The sequence below is a fragment of the Ferruginibacter paludis genome (assembly GCF_030409685.1).
Classification (GTDB): Bacteria; Bacteroidota; Bacteroidia; order Chitinophagales; family Chitinophagaceae; genus Ferruginibacter; species Ferruginibacter paludis.
The window spans coordinates 100,555-120,190 of record NZ_JAUFQJ010000003.1 but is presented as its reverse complement, the minus strand read 5'-3'; the positions used below and the strand labels follow the sequence as shown (position 1 = coordinate 120,190).

Genomic DNA, 19,636 nt, shown 5'->3' with positions numbered 1-19,636 from the left:
CTATCACATTCATTTTAATCTGCGATAGGTTTATTAAGATGAGTTTAAATTAATTTTATGAATTGGTTTGTACAGTTGTTCACAGAGCCTTCTGTAGCACAGGCAGTCATAGTTTATTCACTGGTCATCGCTTCCGGCATAGCGTTAGGCAAAATAAAAATTCTCGGCATTTCTTTTGGTATTACCTGGGTACTTTTTATCGGGCTAATCTGTTCATATGCTGGCATCTCAATTCCAAAAGAAATGGAACATTTTGTGAAAGAATTTGGGCTGATACTTTTTGTTTATGCCATCGGGTTGCAGGTTGGGCCAGGCTTTTTTTCATCACTTAAAAAAAGTGCGTTGGGCAATAATGCCCTGGCCGCTTCAGTAGTAGTACTGGGCGTGCTGATAACGATTATTTTCTTTTATACAACCGGCAATCACATGGCCATCATGGCAGGAGTAATGAGTGGTGCGGTTACCAATACACCTGGCCTCGCAGCGGCGCAATCAGCCGTTAAAGATTTGCAGGTTCAGGGGGTTGATAATTCTACCATCACACTGGCTTATGCCGTGGCTTATCCGTTTGCAGTGATGGGGATTATTTTTTCGCTGATACTGCTGAAAAAGATTTTGCGGGTTAACATTGAAGATGAGCAGGAGTTGCACCGCAAATTAAATTTTATACAATCAAGCAGGCCATTATCTATCCACATTAAACTGGAGAACAAACAACTTATCGGGCAATCGGTAAGAAAGATTTTTAAAATGGTAAATGAACCGGTGATAATATCCAGGATGTTTCACAACGGTACCACCATAACGCCAACACCGGATACGGTTTTATCTGATGGAGATGTGATGCAGTTTGTAGCCACTAAAAAAATAATGGAAAAGGTCAAGCTATTGGTAGGTACAGAGAGTGACATGAACTTAAGAACAGAACCATCCAGCAATTTAATATCCCGTGCCATTGTTGTAACAAGAAAAGAAATTACACACAAAAGGTTGGGCGATATTCCTGAGATACAGCATGAAGTGTTAACACTTACCCGCATTAAAAGATCCGGTATAGAAATGGTTGCGCATGGCAATATCTTTTTACAATTGGGTGATACCGTAACCGTAGTTGGTACGGAAGAAAGTGTAAAGGCTTTTGCCGAAGTAGTTGGTAACTCTTTAAAAAGACTGGAAGCGCCGGACCTTGGACCCATTTTTATGGGCATTGTGTTGGGCGTAATTTTAGGGAGTATTCCGTTTTATATTCCATCAATACCTGTACCGGTAAAAATTGGGATGGCTGGCGGGCCGCTGATTATAGCGCTTTTTCTCAGCCGTTTTGGTAATCATTTGTACCTTAATAATTACACCACAAACAGCGCTAATCTTATTGTGAGAGAACTGGGCATTGCTCTTTTTCTTGCCAGTGTAGGCTTAAGCAGTGGTCATAATTTAGCAGCTGCGTTTACCGACGGAAGTGGTTACCGCTGGATTGTAATGGGGATTACTATTACCATGATGCCTCTGCTGATCATGGGAATTATTGCAAGCAAATTTTTCAGAAAAACTTATTTTGAAATATGCGGACTGCTGGCCGGTGCCTGCACAGATCCACCAGCTTTGGCATACGCAATTAAAACTGCCGGCAATGATATTCCATCTGCTACCTATGCAACAGTTTATCCGCTCACAATGATTTTGAGAATACTGGCGGCTCAGTTACTGATTTTATTTTTTACCTGATGTTGATTTGTCCTTCTGTAACCTGCATAGCAAAAGCAATTAACCTGTAAGCATAGGCAGTTGGCTTTTTTCCACCTCAACTAATAAAAATGAACACAAAATATAAACTCCTTATAACAATTGGCTGCTTTATTGTTCTAAGTTTTTTAATACAGTTTCAGTTAAATGCCCAAACAAAAACTAAAGAAGTCAATATACAATCGCAAAGCTGGGTAAGTGAAAACGGAACATTCAGGTTTAGTAAAAGATTTGGTATGATCGCTGATTTGCACATGCGCAGAAATAATTTTTTAGCAGACCCCGGTTTTTATTTTGTTAGAACGGGGTTGGACTATTGGATTAATGAAAATATAACCGCCATACTTGGATACGGACAAATGTGGGTAGCGCCATCCAACCCGGCCTGGCATCATTTTGTCCAGGAGCACCGCATATACCAGCAGTTGCAGCAATTTTCAAAAATCGGTAAAATAATTGTGCTCAACCGTATAAGGAACGAGCAACGATGGCAGGAAAAAATTGTGAACGATAAGTTTACGCATGATTATAAATTTACTGACAGGGTAAGATATTTATTGAGTTTCACCATTCCTGTTGCTGATAATAAAAAACTGCCATCACTGGTTTTATCCGATGAACTGGCTATACAATTTGGTAAAGAAGTGGTATACAATACGTTTGATCAAAACAGGTTTTTTATTGGTATTAAACAACCCGTTTGTAAAACGCTGAGTTTTGATTTGGGCTATATGCTTTTCACACAGGAAAAGTCGACCGGCTACCAGTATGATAAGAACAATACGTTGCGGTGTTTTTTTTATTACACACCTGATTTTAGAAAAAAGACAAAATAAAAATGCATTTATTCATTTATCAAAGCAGTAAGAGTTTGTATTAATTTTACTTCGCCAAAACGATTGCTTAATTACCATAAATTCAGCCGCATCTCAATGGAAAAAACTTCTTTTAAATCCGGCATACAGTTGTCTTCCCGGTCAATAATGATCTGGCGAATTGTGCAAACTGCCGTCTGGCTCATCGGTGCCATCATTGTTTTTTGCCTGCTATTTTATCCGGACACCGGCATTAATTTATTCTGGAACATGTTAATTCCTTCAGCGCCTTTACTGCTGGTAGTTTTTACCGGCGTATGGCGAAACGTTTGTCCCATGGCCACCAATGCCTTGCTGCCAAGGCATTTCGGACTGTCTAAAAGAAAAAGATTATCTACCAGGCAAACTGCAATCCTTAATTTGGTGGCAACTGTTTCATTGCTTGTGATTGTACCCTTGCGCCATACTTTTTTTAATACCAACGGGCCTGCTACGGCTATTTTAATTCTCACGATGGCTGCATTGTCATTTGCGTGCGGTTTTATTTTTGAATGGAAAAGTGCCTGGTGTTCGGGCCTTTGCCCTGTTCACCCGGTTGAGAAATTATATGGTTTAAAAACAATGGTGTCTATACCAAACGCACATTGTACGCAATGCAGAAATTGTGTAATTCCATGCCCGGATAGTACACCTGATGTAAACCCTTTAACGACCTCTAAAACAGTTTACCAAAACATTGCCGGTCATTTGATGATTGGTGGTTTCCCCGGGTTTGTATGGGATTGGTTTCATGTACCGGATCATAGCACACTAACAGGTTTGCAGTTAATTGCAGCCATGTATAACTTTCCCTTATTGGCTGCAGCTGCAACGCTTGTATTGTTTATACTGTTGAAGAAAATAGTTGGCAAAATAAATCAAACAATACTCATCAGCATTTTTGCAGCCGCTGCAGTTGCATGTTATTACTGGTTTAGAATTCCCTCGCTTATTGGCTTTGGGATATACCATACAGATGGCATGCTTATCAATTTAAGGGGTGTGTTACCGCAGTGGATGGTCGATGGCATGGTGGCAGCGAGTACGCTGTTCTTTTTTTGGTGGATTGTGTTCCGGAAAACAAATCAGCAAAGCTGGGTAATAAGGCCACAGTATGCCCTTCATAAGGAAGATGTTAAAAGAAATTCTGCGGTAACTGCCACAAAATTAAACCATACACCAGGTAAATAATTTAATGGTAAAAAAGATGCCGGCACTTAAATACCGGCATCTTTCCTACTAAATCTTTCTATTTAAAATTGATCGGGAAACTCAGTTTAATACTAAAATTCCTGCCCATGTTATATACCCCTGTTCTGCCGGTAGCATTGTTGATGTCTGCATATTTCAGCCTGCTCATATTGCTCAGGTAAGCAACATCTGCTAAATTATTCGCCAGGAAGTATATTGAAACAAACTGTTTTTTCTTTGTATAAAAAGAAGCACCCGCGCCTATATTCAGTAAAGTGTACGCAGGTGTTATGGTTTCATTATTGAATTTATAAAACACTTTATTTTGCTCAAAATAGTGATCTATTCCCACGCTTACAAAAACATCTCTGATACATTTTTCATTATTGGTGAAGGAAAAAACGAATTTAGTTTGCAACTTGCCCGGAGGAGTATAGGGAAGATATTTTGATGAGTCACCCTGGTTTTTTTGAATGGCGCTGATAAAGGAAAAAGCATTTTCCCATCGCAGCCATTTTAACTGTTGCGGATGAAAATGGGCGATTATTTCACCGCCTTTTAATATGGCATCGCCTGCCACGAATTTAAACGTGGGTGCGCCTTCCCGCAGTGAATCACCACCCAGCGTGCTGGCTAATTTCAAAGGAAAAATATAGTTGTTGATGCTATTGATAAACAGCGTGGCTTCTGCAGTAAAATCAGCGGAGTGCAATCCAATTGTTCCGTCCAGTTGCAGACTGTTTTCAGGTTTTAATTTAGAGTCCCCAATTTCATAAAACGGCGTGCCGTCATGAATACCATTTGAGCCGCTTTCAGCAACGTTGGGTGCCCTGTATCCCCCGGCAATATTTAATTTACCATACATCAGTTTTGAAAAATCGTACGCAGCGCCAATGCTTCCTGATACTCCCGAGAAGTTAGATCTGTACGCAGTGAACTGTTGTGTTGCATCAGCGGCAGGCCCTGTAAGCCTTTCGCCATCCGGGCCAACATATAAATCATCGCCTTTAAAATGTCTTGTATCAAAACGGAGTCCACCACTCAGCGTAAGTTTATCGATTGTTTTTTGCGCCAGTGAATAGAGGCCAAAATCAAAAGCATGATATTCAGGAAAAAGAAAAGCAGTCCCTTTGTTTTTAAAAGATTGAGCCATACCATTTGCACCAAAAGATACCTTCCAGTTGTTGATTTCAGCCACCTCATAACTTACATCATAATTGAGCGTTTGTTGCAGGAAATCAAAATTATATACGTCACCCAAAACAATGTCATTGGCTTCCTGCCGGTGGTTTTGCTGATACCCAATTTTCAGGCCCAGCTTGCCATTGCCGAGGGCAATACTATTATCCCAAACCGCTTTGTAATGGCGCACGTGCTGGTGAATAATGTTGTATTGGTTGTATTTAAGCATTTCATCTTTTGTAGCTACTGCAGCACTGTCTGATGTGCCATCAAAGTTCAATATGCTTTTAGTGAAGGCTCCGGTCACCTCATCTCTTGCGCCTTCTATAATGCCTGTTTTTAAATTGAAGCTGCTGAGTGTGACGGTTGAAAATCCCCATTTTTTTTGTACACCAAACATGCCTTTCAAATTGCTTTCGCCATAGTTGGAATTCCACACGTAGCCATCATATTTGTTCTTGTAATCGTGTGCTGTTTTGTAAGTATAATTTACATTCCATACAAACCCTTTTTGATTACCTCCTAAAAAAAGATTCCCTGCAATGAGGCCATTGTTGGATTGGTAGTTGGTTAAAAAGCGACCCGCTGTTTCGCCTTCGGATGCAAATGATTGCGGCAATAAATTGAGTACGCCCGCCATCGCATCTGATCCATAACGCAGGCTACCGGGGCCTTTCAATACTTCGGCACGTTGTACGGTATATTCATCAATTTCTATCCCGAACTCGTCGCCCCATTGCTGCCCTTCCTGGCGAATACCATCATTCATTACTACAACACGGTTGTATCCCAGGCCGCGGACCACAGGCTTTGCAATCGCAGGTCCAATGTTGATCAGCGACACACCTGGTATGACTGACATCGCATCAATGATATTGGTAGCTGAATTCTGAAGCCAATCTTTTTGATTTAAAATGCCAACCGGCATCGGGAATTTTTGTTTGTCTGTAGCTGTTTGAACGCCCGTTACAATTACTTCAGGTAAATAGGTTGCTTTGTTCACAGTGTCTTGCTGAGCCATCAATTGTGTGTTGCACAAAATGGCGGTCACAGCAACGAATATTTTTTTAGTCATAATCATTTAATAAGTAAAGAATACAGTTAATAAAAGTCAGGCGGTCGTTGTACCTCCCTTTGAAAAAAATTAACTGTACTTTGGAGGAGGTCCGGCAGGAGGTAAAAAGTGAGATGTAAAACAACTAATGGTAAACAGGTGATATTTTTCCTGTTCACAATTTTCCTGTAATTGTGAACAGGCAGTTTTGTATTCAGTAAACAAAAAAAGGGAAAGGCTTTTGGATACCAACAAATGGATTGGTGTGTTATAAGGAGATTCCTGCTGAGATTTTTTAATGGTTTTCAGCAGGGCTTCTTCTTTTTCATCAAACAGGCCTTTAACGATACAACTATCTCCAATTGTTGACATGTTCTCAACATCAAAGAGGCTGCCATTTATTTCCATCTCTTTGCCTGCTCTTATCCAATGAATGGCACTTTTGTTAAGAACAACGGTTGTAAAGCTGGCAGATTCCAGTTCTTCCATCATTTGCCACTGTATTAATTGCTGCCATGCTAACAACCACAACGACGCTATCATGGGCATAAAAATAACCAGTATAAGTAATACTGATAAGTAATTTTTGCTATTCCTTATGCACCGGGTCATTCAGCAACTTTAATTCAGGCAAATGTACTAAAATTTGGCGCAGGTGAAACGGCTGAAAGTGTACATTTACCTTCGGCAAAAAAATCGTAAGGCTTTTGGAAAAGTGGAGTGTAAAATATTTTTACTATCCTGATTATTTGAATGCTTGCAATACCTTTAACGCATTATGGATTTACTTCAGTGGACACTTATTTTGTTGGGCACATTTATCCTCGGACTTTCCAAAGCCGGGCTTAAAGGTATTGAGATGATGAACATCACGATCATGGCGCTGGTGTTTGGAGGAAAATCCTCTACCGGTGTGGTGCTGCCATTGCTTTGCGCTGCAGATATTATGGCGGTTACCTATTACAGGCGGCATATGCAGTGGCCGCAGTTCTGGAAAATTATTCCCTGGATGATGGCGGGCGTTTTAATTGGTGTGTATGTGGGTAAAGATCTGGATGAAAAGCTGTTCAGAAAAATGATGGCGGTGATCATTGTTTTAACAGTCATCATTATTGTGGTGATGGAATTCAGAAAGACAACTGTCATGCCGCAGAATAAATTGTTTGCTGCTGGTACCGGACTGGCCGCGGGTTTTACTACCATGCTCGGTAACTTAGCTGGCGCTTTTGCCAATATTTATTTTTTGGCATTGCGTATGACCAAGAACGATTTTATCGGCACCGCTGCCTGGGTTTTCCTGGTGATTAATTTTTTCAAACTGCCTTTTCAGATTATCTACTGGAAAAATATTTCGCTATCTACTTTACAAACAGATCTGCTTTTACTACCTGCACTGATAGCAGGTTTTTTTGCAGGGTTAAAAGTTGTTGCACTTATCAGGGATGATAGCTACAGAAAGTTCGTTATTGCACTCACATTCTTAGGTGCCATCGTTATTTTCTTTAAATAATTCATAGAAAAATCAGATAAAAATTTCTGATCTCATATTTTTATCTGCACTTATAAACCCAACAGAAAGTACTGGCTTGTTTCACAAAAGCTTATGGTACGAATTTTGACCTCATTTACACTCATTTTCGGCTTTCTGTGCACACAATTTCATTGCATTTTAGTGCCATTAATTTTGCGCTGAATTCAGCTATTTAAAAATAAAAAAATAGTAACTTTAAAAGATGAAAGAATTTTCTTTATACATCGCTGTCAACCCGGAGATCCGTTTTGGCAAACCTTGCATCAAAGGCACACGGATTACGGTGTGTGACATTCTTAAGTGGCTTGCTTCGGGCATGAGCTACTCCCAGGTGCTGGAAGATTATCCCCTGTTAAAGAAAGAACATATCATGGCCGCCCTGGGCTTTGCAGCCAACAGGGAATCTGTCATTAAGATCATTACCGCATAATGAAACTACTCCTGGACGCCAATATATCAGGAAGGGTAGTCGACAGATTAAAAATCCATTTCAGGGATTGTCTGCATGTGGATGAAATTGGTTTGCCTGTCCCACTGAAAGACATTGATATTTGGAAATATGCTCTTCTCAATAATTGCACTATTGTTACCAACGACAAAGATTTTTTGAACCTCCTGATAGAAACAGCCATACCCCCCAAAGTCGTCTTAATACGTACCAGCAATCAGAGTACCATGTACCTGGTTGGGTTGATGATTAAACGTGCAGACGATTTCAGCGCCCTGGGGAATTCGAACGAATATAGTTTTTTGGATATTATCTGAGTGCAGGCTTGCAACCTTCCTTTATCAGCAACATTTTTGTGCTGGTATGTTTTCGCCAGGCTAAAAAAATGCTTAAAAATACATTTTGTCTAAGCTGTTGTTAACTGGCAGGTAAGCAGGATGATACCAGTAAACAGATTATCCTTCTTTTGCAGGGACAGCGAGCAGGGGAACTTTTAAATGATAGCTCATTCGTTTTGTAATGCTCGGGTGAAATATTTTATCTGCAAAACTTCTTTTGTAGGGTATCATTGCCAGCATATCCACCTGGTTATGGTTGATATAATTTTGCAGTACCAGTTCGAAATCTGTTCCAAAAAGGTGATCCACACCAATCATCGTATGCTTGTATCTATCTTTCAGCATTTGTTCGTAAGCAGGTATTTTGCGGTCCTGCTCTAAAAATACCAATGCAGTATCGTGTGCTTCATTGGTAAACACTACTACCTGCACCTGTGCCCCATAGCAATTAGCCAGGTCAAATATCGCGTCAAGTATGGAGGGCTCTGTTTCAAAGTGGTTAGTTGACAATAAAATTTTCGCCGGCTTTTTCCATTGATAATTCACAGGTATAGCCAACACAGGCACCTTGCTTTTTCCAATAATGGCAGAAGTTGTGCTGCCCCATAATTTTTGTAATAAGCCGTTAACGCCTGCGGTTCCCATAACTACCAGGTCACTATTTTTTTCGCTGGAAGTTTGAAGAATACTTTCTTTTACACTGCCGGTAAACACCATGCTTTCAATGGAAAGTGTATCTTTTTTCTCTATGCTTAATTTTAACTGTGTTAATTTATCGGTTGCTTCATGTAACTGCGATTGGTTATATTCCTTATTAACGCCCAGGTAATCCGTATATACATCTCCGTTCAGTTCAAATGCATGCAATAACGTAATTGTCGCAGGAAAAATCCTGGCGGATTCAACAGCAAAGTTGACGGCGTTTTCGGCACAGGCTGAAAAATCGGTTGGCACTAATATCTTTTTCATGATGATTTTTTGTTCAGATCAGGAAGGATTTAAAAGAAATGATCAATAAAACTACCACCGGGCACTACCGCCTGCAATGATTTATATCAGCCTTTATTATGATCTTAAATTTTACAAGAACAATTTAATTTCCGGGTTGTATTTTTATCTACTTTCAGTTTATATTATTTTAAAAAATCAATGCCAGCCCAGCAAAGAGCAAAATATCTTACCGGCACAAAAGCATCAGCAGCCTTTTCTGATAACAATAAAGTGAAATTAATTCGCGGTGGCAGGGTTTATTTTGAAATGTTGTTATCAATGATTGAGCAGGCAAGCGAAAACATCCACCTGCAGACCTATATTTTTGCAGAAGATAAAACCGGTACGCTGGTGGCCGATGCTTTAATGGCCGCCGCTAAAAGAGACGTGCAGGTATATTTACTGGCAGATGGATATGCATCACAAACACTGTCTAAAAAATTTATTGATAAGTTGCAACGGGCTGGTGTTCATTTTCGTTTTTTTGAACCATTGCTAAAAAGCCGGCATTATTATTTTGGCAGAAGGCTGCATCAGAAAGTTTTTGTTGCCGACGGAAGATGCGGCATGGTAGGGGGATTAAACATAGCAGACCGGTACAATGATATGCCCGGAATACCTTCCTGGCTTGACTTTGCCGTTTTTATTGAAGGTGAAGTTGCACGTCAGCTGTGTGTTTTATGCTGGAAAACATGGAATGGATTTCCGGTTAAAATGGAAGCTACTTCCTGTGATGATGCCAGCCGAAAATTTGATATTGTAAAAGACGAGGCCAGCAGCGTGCGGATGCGGCGCAATGATTGGGTGCGGCGGAAAAATGAAATTTCAGCAACCTATATTGAAATGCTGCGCCGCTCCAAATCGCATATTACCATAATATCCAGTTACTTTTTGCCCGGTAAAATCATCAGGCGCTTATTACGAAATGCAACCAAAAGGGGCGTTAAAATAAAAGTGATAACTGCGGGACCATCTGATGTGATGGTCGCAAAGCACGCTGAGCGCTGGATGTATGACTGGTTGTTGCGCAATAATATTGAGCTGTACGAATACCAGCCGGCGGTACTGCACGCTAAGGTTGCGGTATGTGACAGCGAATGGTTCACAATAGGTTCTTATAACATCAACAACATTAGTGCTTATGCCAGTATTGAACTAAATGTAGATGTACGGAATAAAGCCATGGCAACAGAAATGGAAAATATTATGGAAGACATTATCCAAAATAAATGTTTAGCAATCACCGCAGACGGGCATGTGTACACAAAAAATATGCTCATCCGGTTTATCCGCTGGTGCTCATACCAGTTTATCCGCATGGCATTCTATATGCTTACTTTTTATTTTAAACAGAGAAGAAGATAGGTGCCCGAAACCTGCAGATGTTTTAAAGGAATAATCATTCATCATCCGTGCCGGTCTCAATTCCCATGGCGAAGAATATCATATGGTGATGTATATCCAACCCGATTTTATCTGCCACTTAATCTGGTATTTTGCTGATTCCTGGCAGCCGTTAAAAATAAAACAACAATATTTTACAAAATAATCTGTTTACTTTTACAGTAGTGAAAAAAATAGTAGTAGTCATATTAGCGCTTTTGTACATCAGCACATCTGTTGGTGCAACTGTGCATGTGCATTACTGTATGGGCAAACTTGCAGGGTGGGAGCTTGGGTTTGCTGAGACCAAAACCTGCGACAAATGTGGCATGCAAAAATCTTCACAAAAGCAAAATGGCTGCTGCAACGATGAGAGTCGCCTGATACAAAATAATACTGATCAACGGATCACAGAGCCTGCTTTCAATTTTACCCAGTCCGTAACAGTTGCTATACCGGTTTCATTTTTTGAGCTGCCGGCTCCTGTTATTTTTTCTGTAACAACAGCAAACCCCGGTGTACATTCTCCGCCACCAGTCAGCACCGTAGCGGTGTACGTCCGCAACTGCGTTTTCCTTATTTAGAATTTATTTACGGTATTAATGCCCGGCGGTTATCGCCAGGCTATTGGCATTAGTATATGCCCAGCTTAGTCAATTTCATCCATTCACATAAAAATCTACAAACAATGCAATCATTTAAAATGCTGCTGATGGCGGCTTTCACCATCCTGTCTGTCAATCTTTTTGCCCAGGAAGTAAAACTGGATTCTTCAAAAAAGCATCTGCATAAAGACGTGCAAAAAGCAATGTACACCTGCTCCATGCATCCGGAAGTAATGAGTGATAAACCCGGTAAGTGCCCGAAGTGCGGGATGGATTTAGTGAAAGTAAAAAAAGAAAAAAGCAAACCGATGGCTATGAAAATGTACAGCTGTCCTATGCATCCGGAAGTAACCAGTGACAAGCCTGGCAAATGTTCCAAATGCGGGATGGCATTGGTTGAAAAGAAAGAAGACCATTCAAAACACCAGCATTAATCAATACAATATTTTACAATAATGAAAAGAGTAATGTTTAGCCTGCTTGCATTTGGTACCGTGCTGTTTACGGCCTGCAACAGCAATAATAAAAGGGAAGCGGAACCAGCGGCTGCGGATAGTTTAAAGAAGGATACAATGCAACATGGAGTTGCAACAGAAGATAAAGCGCCAACGCTTGTACCCATTACGTTTACTGATGTGGATGTAAAAGCGGCTACGGCTATAAAGGAAATTGTTGACTATTACCTGCAGATAAAAAATGCATTGGCAAATGACAATGCAAGCGAAGCCGCCGCAGGTGGAAAAGCAATGAATGAAGCAATCAGTAAGCTGGATAAATCCTTGTTGACGGCAGTGCAAAAAAAGGTATTTGATAACACAGAGGAAAGCCTGAAAGAAGATGCGGAACATATCGGAAAGAACGGCGATAAAGTGGAACACCAACGGGAGCATTTTGCAACCATGAGTGAAGCAATGTATTTGCTGGTAAAAGCTTTTGGCGGTGGTAAAATCATTTATCATGATCATTGCCCGATGTACAACCAAAGCCAGGGAGGTGCCATGTGGTTAAGCGAGACTAAGGAAATCCGCAATCCTTATTACGGTAACAAAATGATTACCTGCGGTAGTGCAGAAGAAGTGTTTAAATAATTCATGGTTTTAAAATAAACCTACATGATTCCATCAATAATTTCCTGGTCGTTAAAGAACAGGTACATCGTTTTGCTTATTGCAGCCGGGTTATTTGCGCTGGGCATCATCAATATACAAAAGAACCCCATTGATGCCATACCCGACCTGAGCGAAAACCAGGTAATCGTTTTTACAGAGTGGATGGGTCGTGGTCCGCAGATTATGGAAGACCAGGTAACATATCCGTTGGTGAGCAATTTACAGGGTATTCCCAAAGTAAAAAACATACGGGGGTCATCTATGTTCGGGATGAGTTTTGTGTACGTGATTTTTGAAGATAATGTGGATGTGTATTGGGCCAGAACAAGAGTGCTGGAACGGTTGAATTATGCACAACGTTTGTTACCAACAGGTGTTACGCCAACCCTAGGTCCTGACGGAACGGGTGTTGGACATGTTTACTGGTACACACTTGATACAAAAAATATGGACCTTGGCGAACAAAGGGCTTTGCAGGATTGGTATGTGAAGCTTGCGTTGCAAACAGTTCCCGGTGTAGCTGAAGTTGCATCTTTCGGAGGCTTCGAAAAGCAATACCAGTTGATCATTGATCCGGTTAAACTCCAGTTTTACAATGTCTCCCTGATGGATGTGATGAATAAAGTGAAGGCTAATAATAATGATGTAGGCGGAAGGAAATTTGAAATGAGTGACATGGCGTATATCATTCGTGGCCTTGGGTATATAAAAAATAAAGGAGACCTGGAGAGCATTGCTGTCGGTAATTTCAAAGGGATACCGGTACGGGTAAAAGACATTGGAACCGTGCAGATGGGTGGCGATCTTCGCCTCGGTATTTTTGATGAAAACGGCGAAGGCGAAGTGGTTGGCGGTATTGTGGTAATGCGCTATGGAGAAAATGCCAACAATGTAATTACCGCTGTTAAGGCGAAAATGAAGGAAGTAGAAAAAGGTTTACCTGAAGGCGTGACGTTTAAAACAGCTTACGACCGCAGCGAATTGATAGAAGCAGCTATCAGTAACATTAAAAGCAAGCTGGTGGAAGAAATGATGGTGGTTGCTTTTATTGTACTGCTCTTTTTGTTTCACTGGCGTAGCGCCCTCAGCATCATCATACAAATTCCCATCACCATTGCAATAAGTTTTATACTGCTGAATTTGTTGGGCATTTCTTCCAACATCATGTCGCTGACGGGGATTGCGCTGGCAATCGGTGTGATTGTAGACAACGGCATTATCATGAGTGAAAATGCTTACCGGCATTTATCCGACTGGCAAAATAGTCACAACCCTAAACCGTAAATCATGAGAAAGTTATTCAATAAAATTAAAAGGCAAAATGAATATTACCGCATACCCGAACCAGAACGGATGAGTCTGATTGAAAAGGCCTGTAACCAGGTGTCAAGAGGCGTGTTTTTTTCTACCATCATCATCATCGCTTCTTTTTTACCGGTGTTTTTATTAACAGGGCAGGAAGGAAAATTGTTTCATCCGCTGGCGTACACTAAAACATTTATCATGGTGGTAGATGCACTGCTGGTGATTACATTGGCACCGGTGCTGATTTCATTTTTTATGAAAGGCAAGTTCAGGCCGGAATCAAAAAATCCCATTAACCGGTTGCTGGAAAAAATATATGAACCGCTTATCCGCACCTGCATCAAATGGAGAAAGACAACGCTGGCCATTAATATCATTGCCCTTGCAATCAGTATTCCGATGCTGTTTAGTTTAGGCCGGGAATTTATGCCGCCGCTGGATGAAGGTTCCATTCTTTTTATGCCGGTTACATTGCCGGATGTATCCAACAGTGAGGCTAAAAGAATTTTGCAGGTGCAGGATAAACTCATCAAGTCGATACCTGAAGTGAAAAATGTGCTGGGTAAAGCAGGCAGGGCCAACACAGCGACAGACAATTCTCCCATCAGTATGATTGAAACGATTGTACTGTTGAAACCACAAAGTGAATGGAGAAAAAATCTTACAAAAAATGGCATCATCAATGAGCTGAATGCCAAGCTGCAGATACCCGGTGTCACCAACGGATGGACACAGCCCATCATCAACCGCATTAATATGCTTTCAACAGGTATTCGTACAGATGTAGGTTTAAAAGTGTATGGGCAAAACCTGGATACCATCTATTCTTTCTCGCAAAAAATAAAAAATCAGCTTGAAGGAATTAGTGGTGTAAAAGATTTATATGTGGAACCCATTACAGGAGGGAAATATATTGACATCTCCGTTAAGAGAGATGAAATAAGCCGCTATGGTTTAAGCGTGGATGATGTAAACAGCGTGGTAGAAATTGCATTGGGAGGGATGAAGCTAACCACCACCGTAGAGGGGCGCCAAAGGTTTTCTGTTAACGCCAGGTTTGGCCAGGATTTTCGAAACAATATCAGTGCGCTAAAACAACTGCAGGTACAAACCATGCAATATGGCCCCATACCTTTGGATGCAGTAGCTGGCGTACAAATTACAGAAGGTCCGCCGATGATCAATTCAGAAAACGCCTTACTGAGAGGTACTGTTTTGTTCAATGTAAGAGAAAGAGATTTGGGTAGTACGGTAAATGAGACAAAAGAAAAATTAAACAGCCTGCTCACCAAATTACCCAAGGGGTATTTTATGGAATGGAGCGGACAGTATGAAAATCTCATCAGGAGCGAAAGAACACTCAAGATGATTTTGCCTGTGGTGTTGCTCATTATTTTTCTATCCATGTATTTCGCTTTTCATTCTGCGAGAGAAGCCATCCTTAGTTTGGTATCTATTCCATTTGCCTTAATCGGCGGTGCTTTTATGATTTATTTCTGGGGCGTGAATTTATCTGTTGCCGTGGCAGTTGGCTTTATCGCCTTGTTTGGCCTGGCGGTAGAAACAGGTGTGGTGATGGTTATTTACCTCAACGATGCCATGCAGCAGTTGGTGAAGAAAAAAGGAAATTCAAAAGAAACGATTACAAAAGAAGACCTGCGTGAATATGTAATTGCAGGTGCGGCAAAACGGTTGAGGCCGAAACTGATGACAGTATGCGTTTCATTATTTGCATTGATACCAATACTCTGGAGCCATGGCGTAGGAAGCGATGTAATGAAACCGATTGTGCTGCCAATGGTAGGTGGTGTGCTGACTTCTGCAACGCATATTCTATTGGTAACGCCACTGATCTTTTTAATGTCGAAAGAATATGAATTACGTAAGCATGGAAAAATTGATGTGCTTGAAACAAAACATTGATGTTAGGGTGCTGAATGGTGAGTAGTCAATCGTCAATGGTGCAATGGGGAAGAGTTCAATGGGGAAGTTATTGCTAACAAAATCAGCAGGTAAAGAAAATTAAATTATCAAGTATGAAACGAATTATCATCATGGCGGGGCTGACGTGTTTTCTGCATGCAGTGAATGCACAACAGGTACTTCGGATGGATGAAATAAAAGTCGCGATTGAAAGAAATCATCCTTCTTTAAAAATGCTGGATGCCGAAGCCCGTTCCATGAACGAGGCTGCCAAAGGCGCTTACAGCTGGATGCCACCCGAGCTGGGAGCAGGTTTTTATATGACACCTTATAATCCGGAAAAATGGAAAGTGATGGATGGCCAGCCAGGTATGGGCGCTGTGATGTTATCCGGGCTACAGATGTTTCCCAGTAAAAAAAAGCAGGATGCGGAGTATGCTTTTATGAATGCACAGTCATCTGTCGAGTTGCAAAAAAAAGCAATGCTGGAGAATGAGTTGCTGTATACGGCAAGGAAAAATTATTACGACTGGATTGTGCTGGAGAAGAAGCTGAAAGTGTTGGATGAGAATGAAAGGCTGTTGAATTTTATGATGCAGAGTGCAGAGATCCGGTATAAGAATGGCTTGGGTAAAATAAACGCCTACTACAAAGCCAAAGCGGCAATAGCAACTGTTGGTAATATGAAACTGATGCTGAGTAATGAGATCAGTCAAAAAAGAATTATGATCAATACGGTGATGAACCGGGACGTTGCAACTTCTTTTTCTATTGATTCCAATTATGAGTGGGTCGGTTTTAACAGCGACATGTTTACCAACACCGCTTTGATGGATCAGCGCAGCGATATAAAAGTAATCAACAAAAACATTGAAGTAAATAAGCTGGAACGGGTAGCTGAACTGGCAAAATTAAAACCTGAGTTTGGAATTAAATATGACCACATGATGGGCTGGGCTAAGCAACCCTGGCTGTTTTCCGCCATGGTAATGATGAAATTACCGCTTGCAAAATGGTCATCTAAAATGAACAAAGCAAAAGCAGAAAGCCTGGTGTGGCAAAACGAAGCATTGGTTAACCAGCAGCAAATGATCGTGAACGAAGCGGGTGGCATGGCTGTTTCAGCCTTAAGCGAACTGGAGTTGAAAAAGAAACAAATGAATTTGTATGAACAACAAATTATCCCGGCGCTCCGGAAAAATTTTCAAACCATGCAATTGGGCTACGAACAAAACACAGAGGAACTATTTGAATTGTTTGATGCATGGGAGGCGCTGAACATGACGCAGATGGATTACTTTGACCAGTTGCAAAAGGCATTGCAGATGCAGGCCGAATTGATGAAAATACTGGAAATAAAATAAATAGCTTCAGCATGAAAAAAATCAAAATCAACAGGTGGTTATTTGTTTTACTAATGCCGGTTTTCTTTTTTGCCTGCAATAATAAAAAGATACAGCCACAGGTTAAAGCAGCGCTTTATACCTGCCCCATGCCGGCCGATTCTTTCTTCAGTGATAAGCCGGGCAAATGCCCTAAATGCGGTATGGAACTGATTAAAGTAAATGATACGGTGGCGCAGGCAAATCATGAAAACGCAGCACTTTCAAAAGAAGAAGTTACCGGTTATACCTGCCCGATGCATCCGCAGATTCATAGCGATACAGCAGGCACCTGTTCTATTTGCGGCATGCAACTGGAGAAAATTAAATCGGCCACTGAACCCAACGCCGTTTCAATGGAAGCCTTGCTGAAGCCCGCTAATGAGCAGGTAGTAGCATCCGTACCAATGGTGCACATGGTTGACAGGGAAGAGAATATTGAAATGGAGGCGTATGGTTTTATAACTTATGATACAAGACAGGCCGGCGTTATCGCAGCAAACGTTGCCGGCCGGATTGAAAAGCTATATGTTTCCTATCGTTTTCAACATATCGATAAGGGGCAAAAGATAATGGATATTTATAGCCCTGAATTAGGAACGGCTCAGCAGAACCTGTTGTTCCTGCTAAAAAATGATCCGGCAAATACGGTGCTGATCAATGCTGCCAAACAAAAATTATTACTGCTCGGTATGGGGAACCAACAACTAAACCAGGTAATGCGGTTGGCTAAACCGGCATTTACCATTACGGTGTATAGTAACTACAGTGGTCACATTCATGAAAGCAGCAGTGATGCGAAAATGATTACTGCCAGTACTTCCGCCATGAAGGATGCGGCTTTGGTTACAGAAGAACTGCCACTGAAAGAAGGAATGTATGTACAAAAGGGCCAATCTCTTTTTTCTGTATTTAATCCAACCAAAGCATGGGCCGTGATTAATATTTTCGCCGGCCAGGCCGCTATGGTGAAATTGGGCGATAAAGTACGCATTACCCCGGAAACGGCTCCGCAAAAGGATTTCAGGGCAGCCATCAGTTATATCGAACCTTTTTACCGGGCGGGCAGTAAAACACTGTCTGCCAGGGTTTATTTTGATAACGCCGCTTTAAAAATACCAATAGGCAGCCAGGTGAAAGCAGCCATATTTGCAGGTAACAGAACCGCCAGCTGGTTACCGGAAGAAGCAGTGCTGTCATTGGGTTTAGATAAAGTTGTTTTTGTAAGAAGCGGAGAATCCTTTGCCGCAAGAAAAATTGCGACCGGCATTATCAATAAACATTTAATACAGGTATTAAGTGGTCTTCAGGAAAATGAAGCCGTCGCTGCAAATGCGCAATACCTGGTAGACAGTGAAAGTTTTATTAAAACAAATTAAATAGCATGAAAAAAATATTCGTTATCATCTCTTTACTTTTAGTGGTGTTTGTTTCCTGTAAAAATAAGCAGCAGGCTAAAATTAGCAAAGATGAATACTATACATGCAGCATGCATCCGCAGATAATGGAAGATAGGCCTGGCAACTGCCCCATTTGCCACATGGAGCTGATTGTTGTAAAAAAAACAAACACAGCGGCGGATGAAATTATGCTGAATGATGAGCAGGAGCGATTGGGAAATATACAGGTTGATACTATCCGTAGCGGAACTATAGGCGATAAGGTAGTATTAACCGCCACACTCAATACAGATGAAACAAAAGTAAGTAGCATCAGTGCCCGCATTGCCGGCCGCATCGACAGGTTGTACTTTAAAAATACTGGCGACTATGTAACAAAGGGAACTCATCTATATGACCTGTATAGCGAAGAATTAAACAACGCCAAGCAGGAATATATTGCCACTTTGGAGAGAAAGCAATCGCTTGACAATTCTATAATTGATTTCGACCGGTTGATAGAAAGTGCCAAAACAAAATTGCTGTTATGGGGCATGAGTGAATCACAAGTGAGCGACCTGGCAAAGTCTGGTAAAACTTCAACACTGACTTCTTTTTACAGCACCGCGTCGGGTTATATTATGGAGTTACCAGTGACGGAAGGACAGTTTGTGATGGAAGGCAGCACGATCATAAAGCTGGCTGGTCTTTCTTCTTTGCTGGCCGAGGCACAGGTATACGCTTCGCAACTGTATGCGATTGATAAAGGCGGCGATGCTACCATACAAATACCAGATTTGCCCGGCAGGGAGTTTACAGGAAAGATTGAATTTGCCAATCCCGAAATAGCCCCTGATACAAGGGTGAATCTGATTAGGGTTAGCATACCAAATAATAACGGCCTGCTTAAGCCGGGAATGCCTGCCTATGTAATCATCAAAAATAAAATGATCAATGCATTAACACTCCCCATTGATGCCGTATTACGCGATGGAAAAATGAATGTTGTTTGGGTGAAGTCATCAAAGAATGCATATACGATAAAAATGGTTACAACCGGTTTGGAAAGCGGTGATCGCATTGAAATAAAATCTGGGTTGAAAACAGGAGATGTGGTAGTAACTGGTGGCGCTTACCTGATCAACAGTGAATATATTTTTAAGAAAGGCGCTAATCCTATAGCGGGCCACGATATGAATAAAATGTAAGAATGACATGC

The 19,636-nt window shown here is 41.2% G+C and carries 16 protein-coding genes and 1 pseudogene; 14 read left to right on the top strand and 3 right to left on the bottom strand.

Annotated elements, in window-relative coordinates; translation table 11 throughout:
* The first annotated feature begins 57 nt into the window (after positions 1–57).
* From QWZ08_RS04875 to QWZ08_RS04865, 3 genes are all read left to right on the top strand, one after another.
* Complete coding sequence (locus QWZ08_RS04875; protein WP_290336118.1) at positions 58–1,725, top strand: putative transporter; 1,668 nt, start codon at positions 58–60, stop codon at positions 1,723–1,725.
* 89 nt (positions 1,726–1,814) lie between these two features.
* A complete protein-coding gene (locus QWZ08_RS04870) occupies positions 1,815–2,579 on the top strand; it encodes a DUF2490 domain-containing protein (protein WP_290336117.1) in 765 nt (254 codons plus the stop codon).
* Positions 2,580–2,675: 96 nt separating this feature from the next.
* Positions 2,676–3,788, top strand: a complete 1,113-nt coding sequence (locus tag QWZ08_RS04865; RefSeq protein WP_290336116.1) for a hypothetical protein — start codon at positions 2,676–2,678, stop codon at positions 3,786–3,788.
* Between the two features lie 58 nt (positions 3,789–3,846).
* Here QWZ08_RS04865 and QWZ08_RS04860 read toward each other — a convergent pair whose 3' ends face one another.
* Together QWZ08_RS04860 and QWZ08_RS04855 are read right to left on the bottom strand one after the other, a co-directional pair.
* Complete coding sequence (locus QWZ08_RS04860; RefSeq protein WP_290336115.1) at positions 3,847–6,045, bottom strand: TonB-dependent receptor; 2,199 nt, start codon at positions 6,043–6,045, stop codon at positions 3,847–3,849.
* 69 nt (positions 6,046–6,114) lie between these two features.
* Positions 6,115–6,573: a hypothetical protein gene (locus QWZ08_RS04855; RefSeq protein ID WP_290336114.1), complete on the bottom strand. Its 459-nt coding sequence runs from the start codon at positions 6,571–6,573 to the stop codon at positions 6,115–6,117.
* A gap of 229 nt (positions 6,574–6,802) precedes the next feature.
* Between QWZ08_RS04855 and QWZ08_RS04850 the strand changes: the two genes are divergently transcribed.
* From QWZ08_RS04850 to QWZ08_RS04840, 3 genes are all read left to right on the top strand, one after another.
* Positions 6,803–7,534 (top strand): sulfite exporter TauE/SafE family protein, encoded by a 732-nt coding sequence (locus QWZ08_RS04850; protein WP_290336113.1) that lies wholly within the window; start codon positions 6,803–6,805, stop codon positions 7,532–7,534.
* Positions 7,535–7,757: 223 nt separating this feature from the next.
* The gene (locus tag QWZ08_RS04845) at positions 7,758–7,985 is read left to right on the top strand and encodes a DUF433 domain-containing protein (protein ID WP_290336112.1); all 228 of its coding nucleotides are present in this window, start codon (positions 7,758–7,760) and stop codon (positions 7,983–7,985) included.
* Complete coding sequence (locus QWZ08_RS04840; protein ID WP_290336111.1) at positions 7,985–8,320, top strand: DUF5615 family PIN-like protein; 336 nt, start codon at positions 7,985–7,987, stop codon at positions 8,318–8,320. Before QWZ08_RS04845 ends, QWZ08_RS04840 begins: the two co-directional genes overlap by 1 nt.
* A gap of 138 nt (positions 8,321–8,458) precedes the next feature.
* On the opposite strand, the gene QWZ08_RS04835 is transcribed toward QWZ08_RS04840, so the two are convergent.
* A complete protein-coding gene (locus tag QWZ08_RS04835; protein WP_290336110.1) occupies positions 8,459–9,310 on the bottom strand; it encodes a universal stress protein in 852 nt (283 codons plus the stop codon).
* Between the two features lie 180 nt (positions 9,311–9,490).
* On the opposite strand from QWZ08_RS04835, the gene QWZ08_RS04830 reads away from it, so the two are divergent.
* The 8 genes and pseudogenes from QWZ08_RS04830 (at position 9,491) to QWZ08_RS04795 (ending at position 19,625) form a co-directional block, all read left to right on the top strand.
* Complete coding sequence (locus tag QWZ08_RS04830; RefSeq protein WP_290336109.1) at positions 9,491–10,696, top strand: phospholipase D-like domain-containing protein; 1,206 nt, start codon at positions 9,491–9,493, stop codon at positions 10,694–10,696.
* A 203-nt stretch (positions 10,697–10,899) separates the two neighbouring features.
* A complete protein-coding gene (locus QWZ08_RS04825; protein ID WP_290336108.1) occupies positions 10,900–11,298 on the top strand; it encodes an HYC_CC_PP family protein in 399 nt (132 codons plus the stop codon).
* A gap of 104 nt (positions 11,299–11,402) precedes the next feature.
* A complete protein-coding gene (locus QWZ08_RS04820) occupies positions 11,403–11,753 on the top strand; it encodes a heavy metal-binding domain-containing protein (RefSeq protein WP_290336107.1) in 351 nt (116 codons plus the stop codon).
* 21 nt (positions 11,754–11,774) lie between these two features.
* The gene (locus tag QWZ08_RS04815; RefSeq protein ID WP_290336106.1) at positions 11,775–12,407 is read left to right on the top strand and encodes a DUF3347 domain-containing protein; all 633 of its coding nucleotides are present in this window, start codon (positions 11,775–11,777) and stop codon (positions 12,405–12,407) included.
* Positions 12,408–12,431: 24 nt separating this feature from the next.
* Positions 12,432–15,656: pseudogene (locus QWZ08_RS04810) on the top strand (efflux RND transporter permease subunit).
* 113 nt (positions 15,657–15,769) lie between these two features.
* Complete coding sequence (locus QWZ08_RS04805) at positions 15,770–17,020, top strand: TolC family protein (RefSeq protein WP_290336105.1); 1,251 nt, start codon at positions 15,770–15,772, stop codon at positions 17,018–17,020.
* Positions 17,021–17,031: 11 nt separating this feature from the next.
* Positions 17,032–18,417, top strand: a complete 1,386-nt coding sequence (locus tag QWZ08_RS04800) for a heavy metal-binding domain-containing protein (RefSeq protein WP_290336104.1) — start codon at positions 17,032–17,034, stop codon at positions 18,415–18,417.
* Between the two features lie 5 nt (positions 18,418–18,422).
* Positions 18,423–19,625 (top strand): efflux RND transporter periplasmic adaptor subunit, encoded by a 1,203-nt coding sequence (locus QWZ08_RS04795; protein ID WP_290336103.1) that lies wholly within the window; start codon positions 18,423–18,425, stop codon positions 19,623–19,625.
* Positions 19,626–19,636: the final 11 nt, after the last annotated feature.

Coding starts and splice junctions, on each gene's coding strand:
- QWZ08_RS04875 (WP_290336118.1), top strand. CDS start 58: ATGAATTGGTTTGTACAGTTGTTCACAGAGCCTTCTGTAGCACAGGCA.
- QWZ08_RS04870 (WP_290336117.1), top strand. CDS start 1,815: ATGAACACAAAATATAAACTCCTTATAACAATTGGCTGCTTTATTGTT.
- QWZ08_RS04865 (WP_290336116.1), top strand. CDS start 2,676: ATGGAAAAAACTTCTTTTAAATCCGGCATACAGTTGTCTTCCCGGTCA.
- QWZ08_RS04860 (WP_290336115.1), bottom strand. CDS start 6,045: ATGACTAAAAAAATATTCGTTGCTGTGACCGCCATTTTGTGCAACACA.
- QWZ08_RS04855 (WP_290336114.1), bottom strand. CDS start 6,573: ATGCCCATGATAGCGTCGTTGTGGTTGTTAGCATGGCAGCAATTAATA.
- QWZ08_RS04850 (WP_290336113.1), top strand. CDS start 6,803: ATGGATTTACTTCAGTGGACACTTATTTTGTTGGGCACATTTATCCTC.
- QWZ08_RS04845 (WP_290336112.1), top strand. CDS start 7,758: ATGAAAGAATTTTCTTTATACATCGCTGTCAACCCGGAGATCCGTTTT.
- QWZ08_RS04840 (WP_290336111.1), top strand. CDS start 7,985: ATGAAACTACTCCTGGACGCCAATATATCAGGAAGGGTAGTCGACAGA.
- QWZ08_RS04835 (WP_290336110.1), bottom strand. CDS start 9,310: ATGAAAAAGATATTAGTGCCAACCGATTTTTCAGCCTGTGCCGAAAAC.
- QWZ08_RS04830 (WP_290336109.1), top strand. CDS start 9,491: ATGCCAGCCCAGCAAAGAGCAAAATATCTTACCGGCACAAAAGCATCA.
- QWZ08_RS04820 (WP_290336107.1), top strand. CDS start 11,403: ATGCAATCATTTAAAATGCTGCTGATGGCGGCTTTCACCATCCTGTCT.
- QWZ08_RS04815 (WP_290336106.1), top strand. CDS start 11,775: ATGAAAAGAGTAATGTTTAGCCTGCTTGCATTTGGTACCGTGCTGTTT.
- QWZ08_RS04805 (WP_290336105.1), top strand. CDS start 15,770: ATGAAACGAATTATCATCATGGCGGGGCTGACGTGTTTTCTGCATGCA.
- QWZ08_RS04800 (WP_290336104.1), top strand. CDS start 17,032: ATGAAAAAAATCAAAATCAACAGGTGGTTATTTGTTTTACTAATGCCG.
- QWZ08_RS04795 (WP_290336103.1), top strand. CDS start 18,423: ATGAAAAAAATATTCGTTATCATCTCTTTACTTTTAGTGGTGTTTGTT.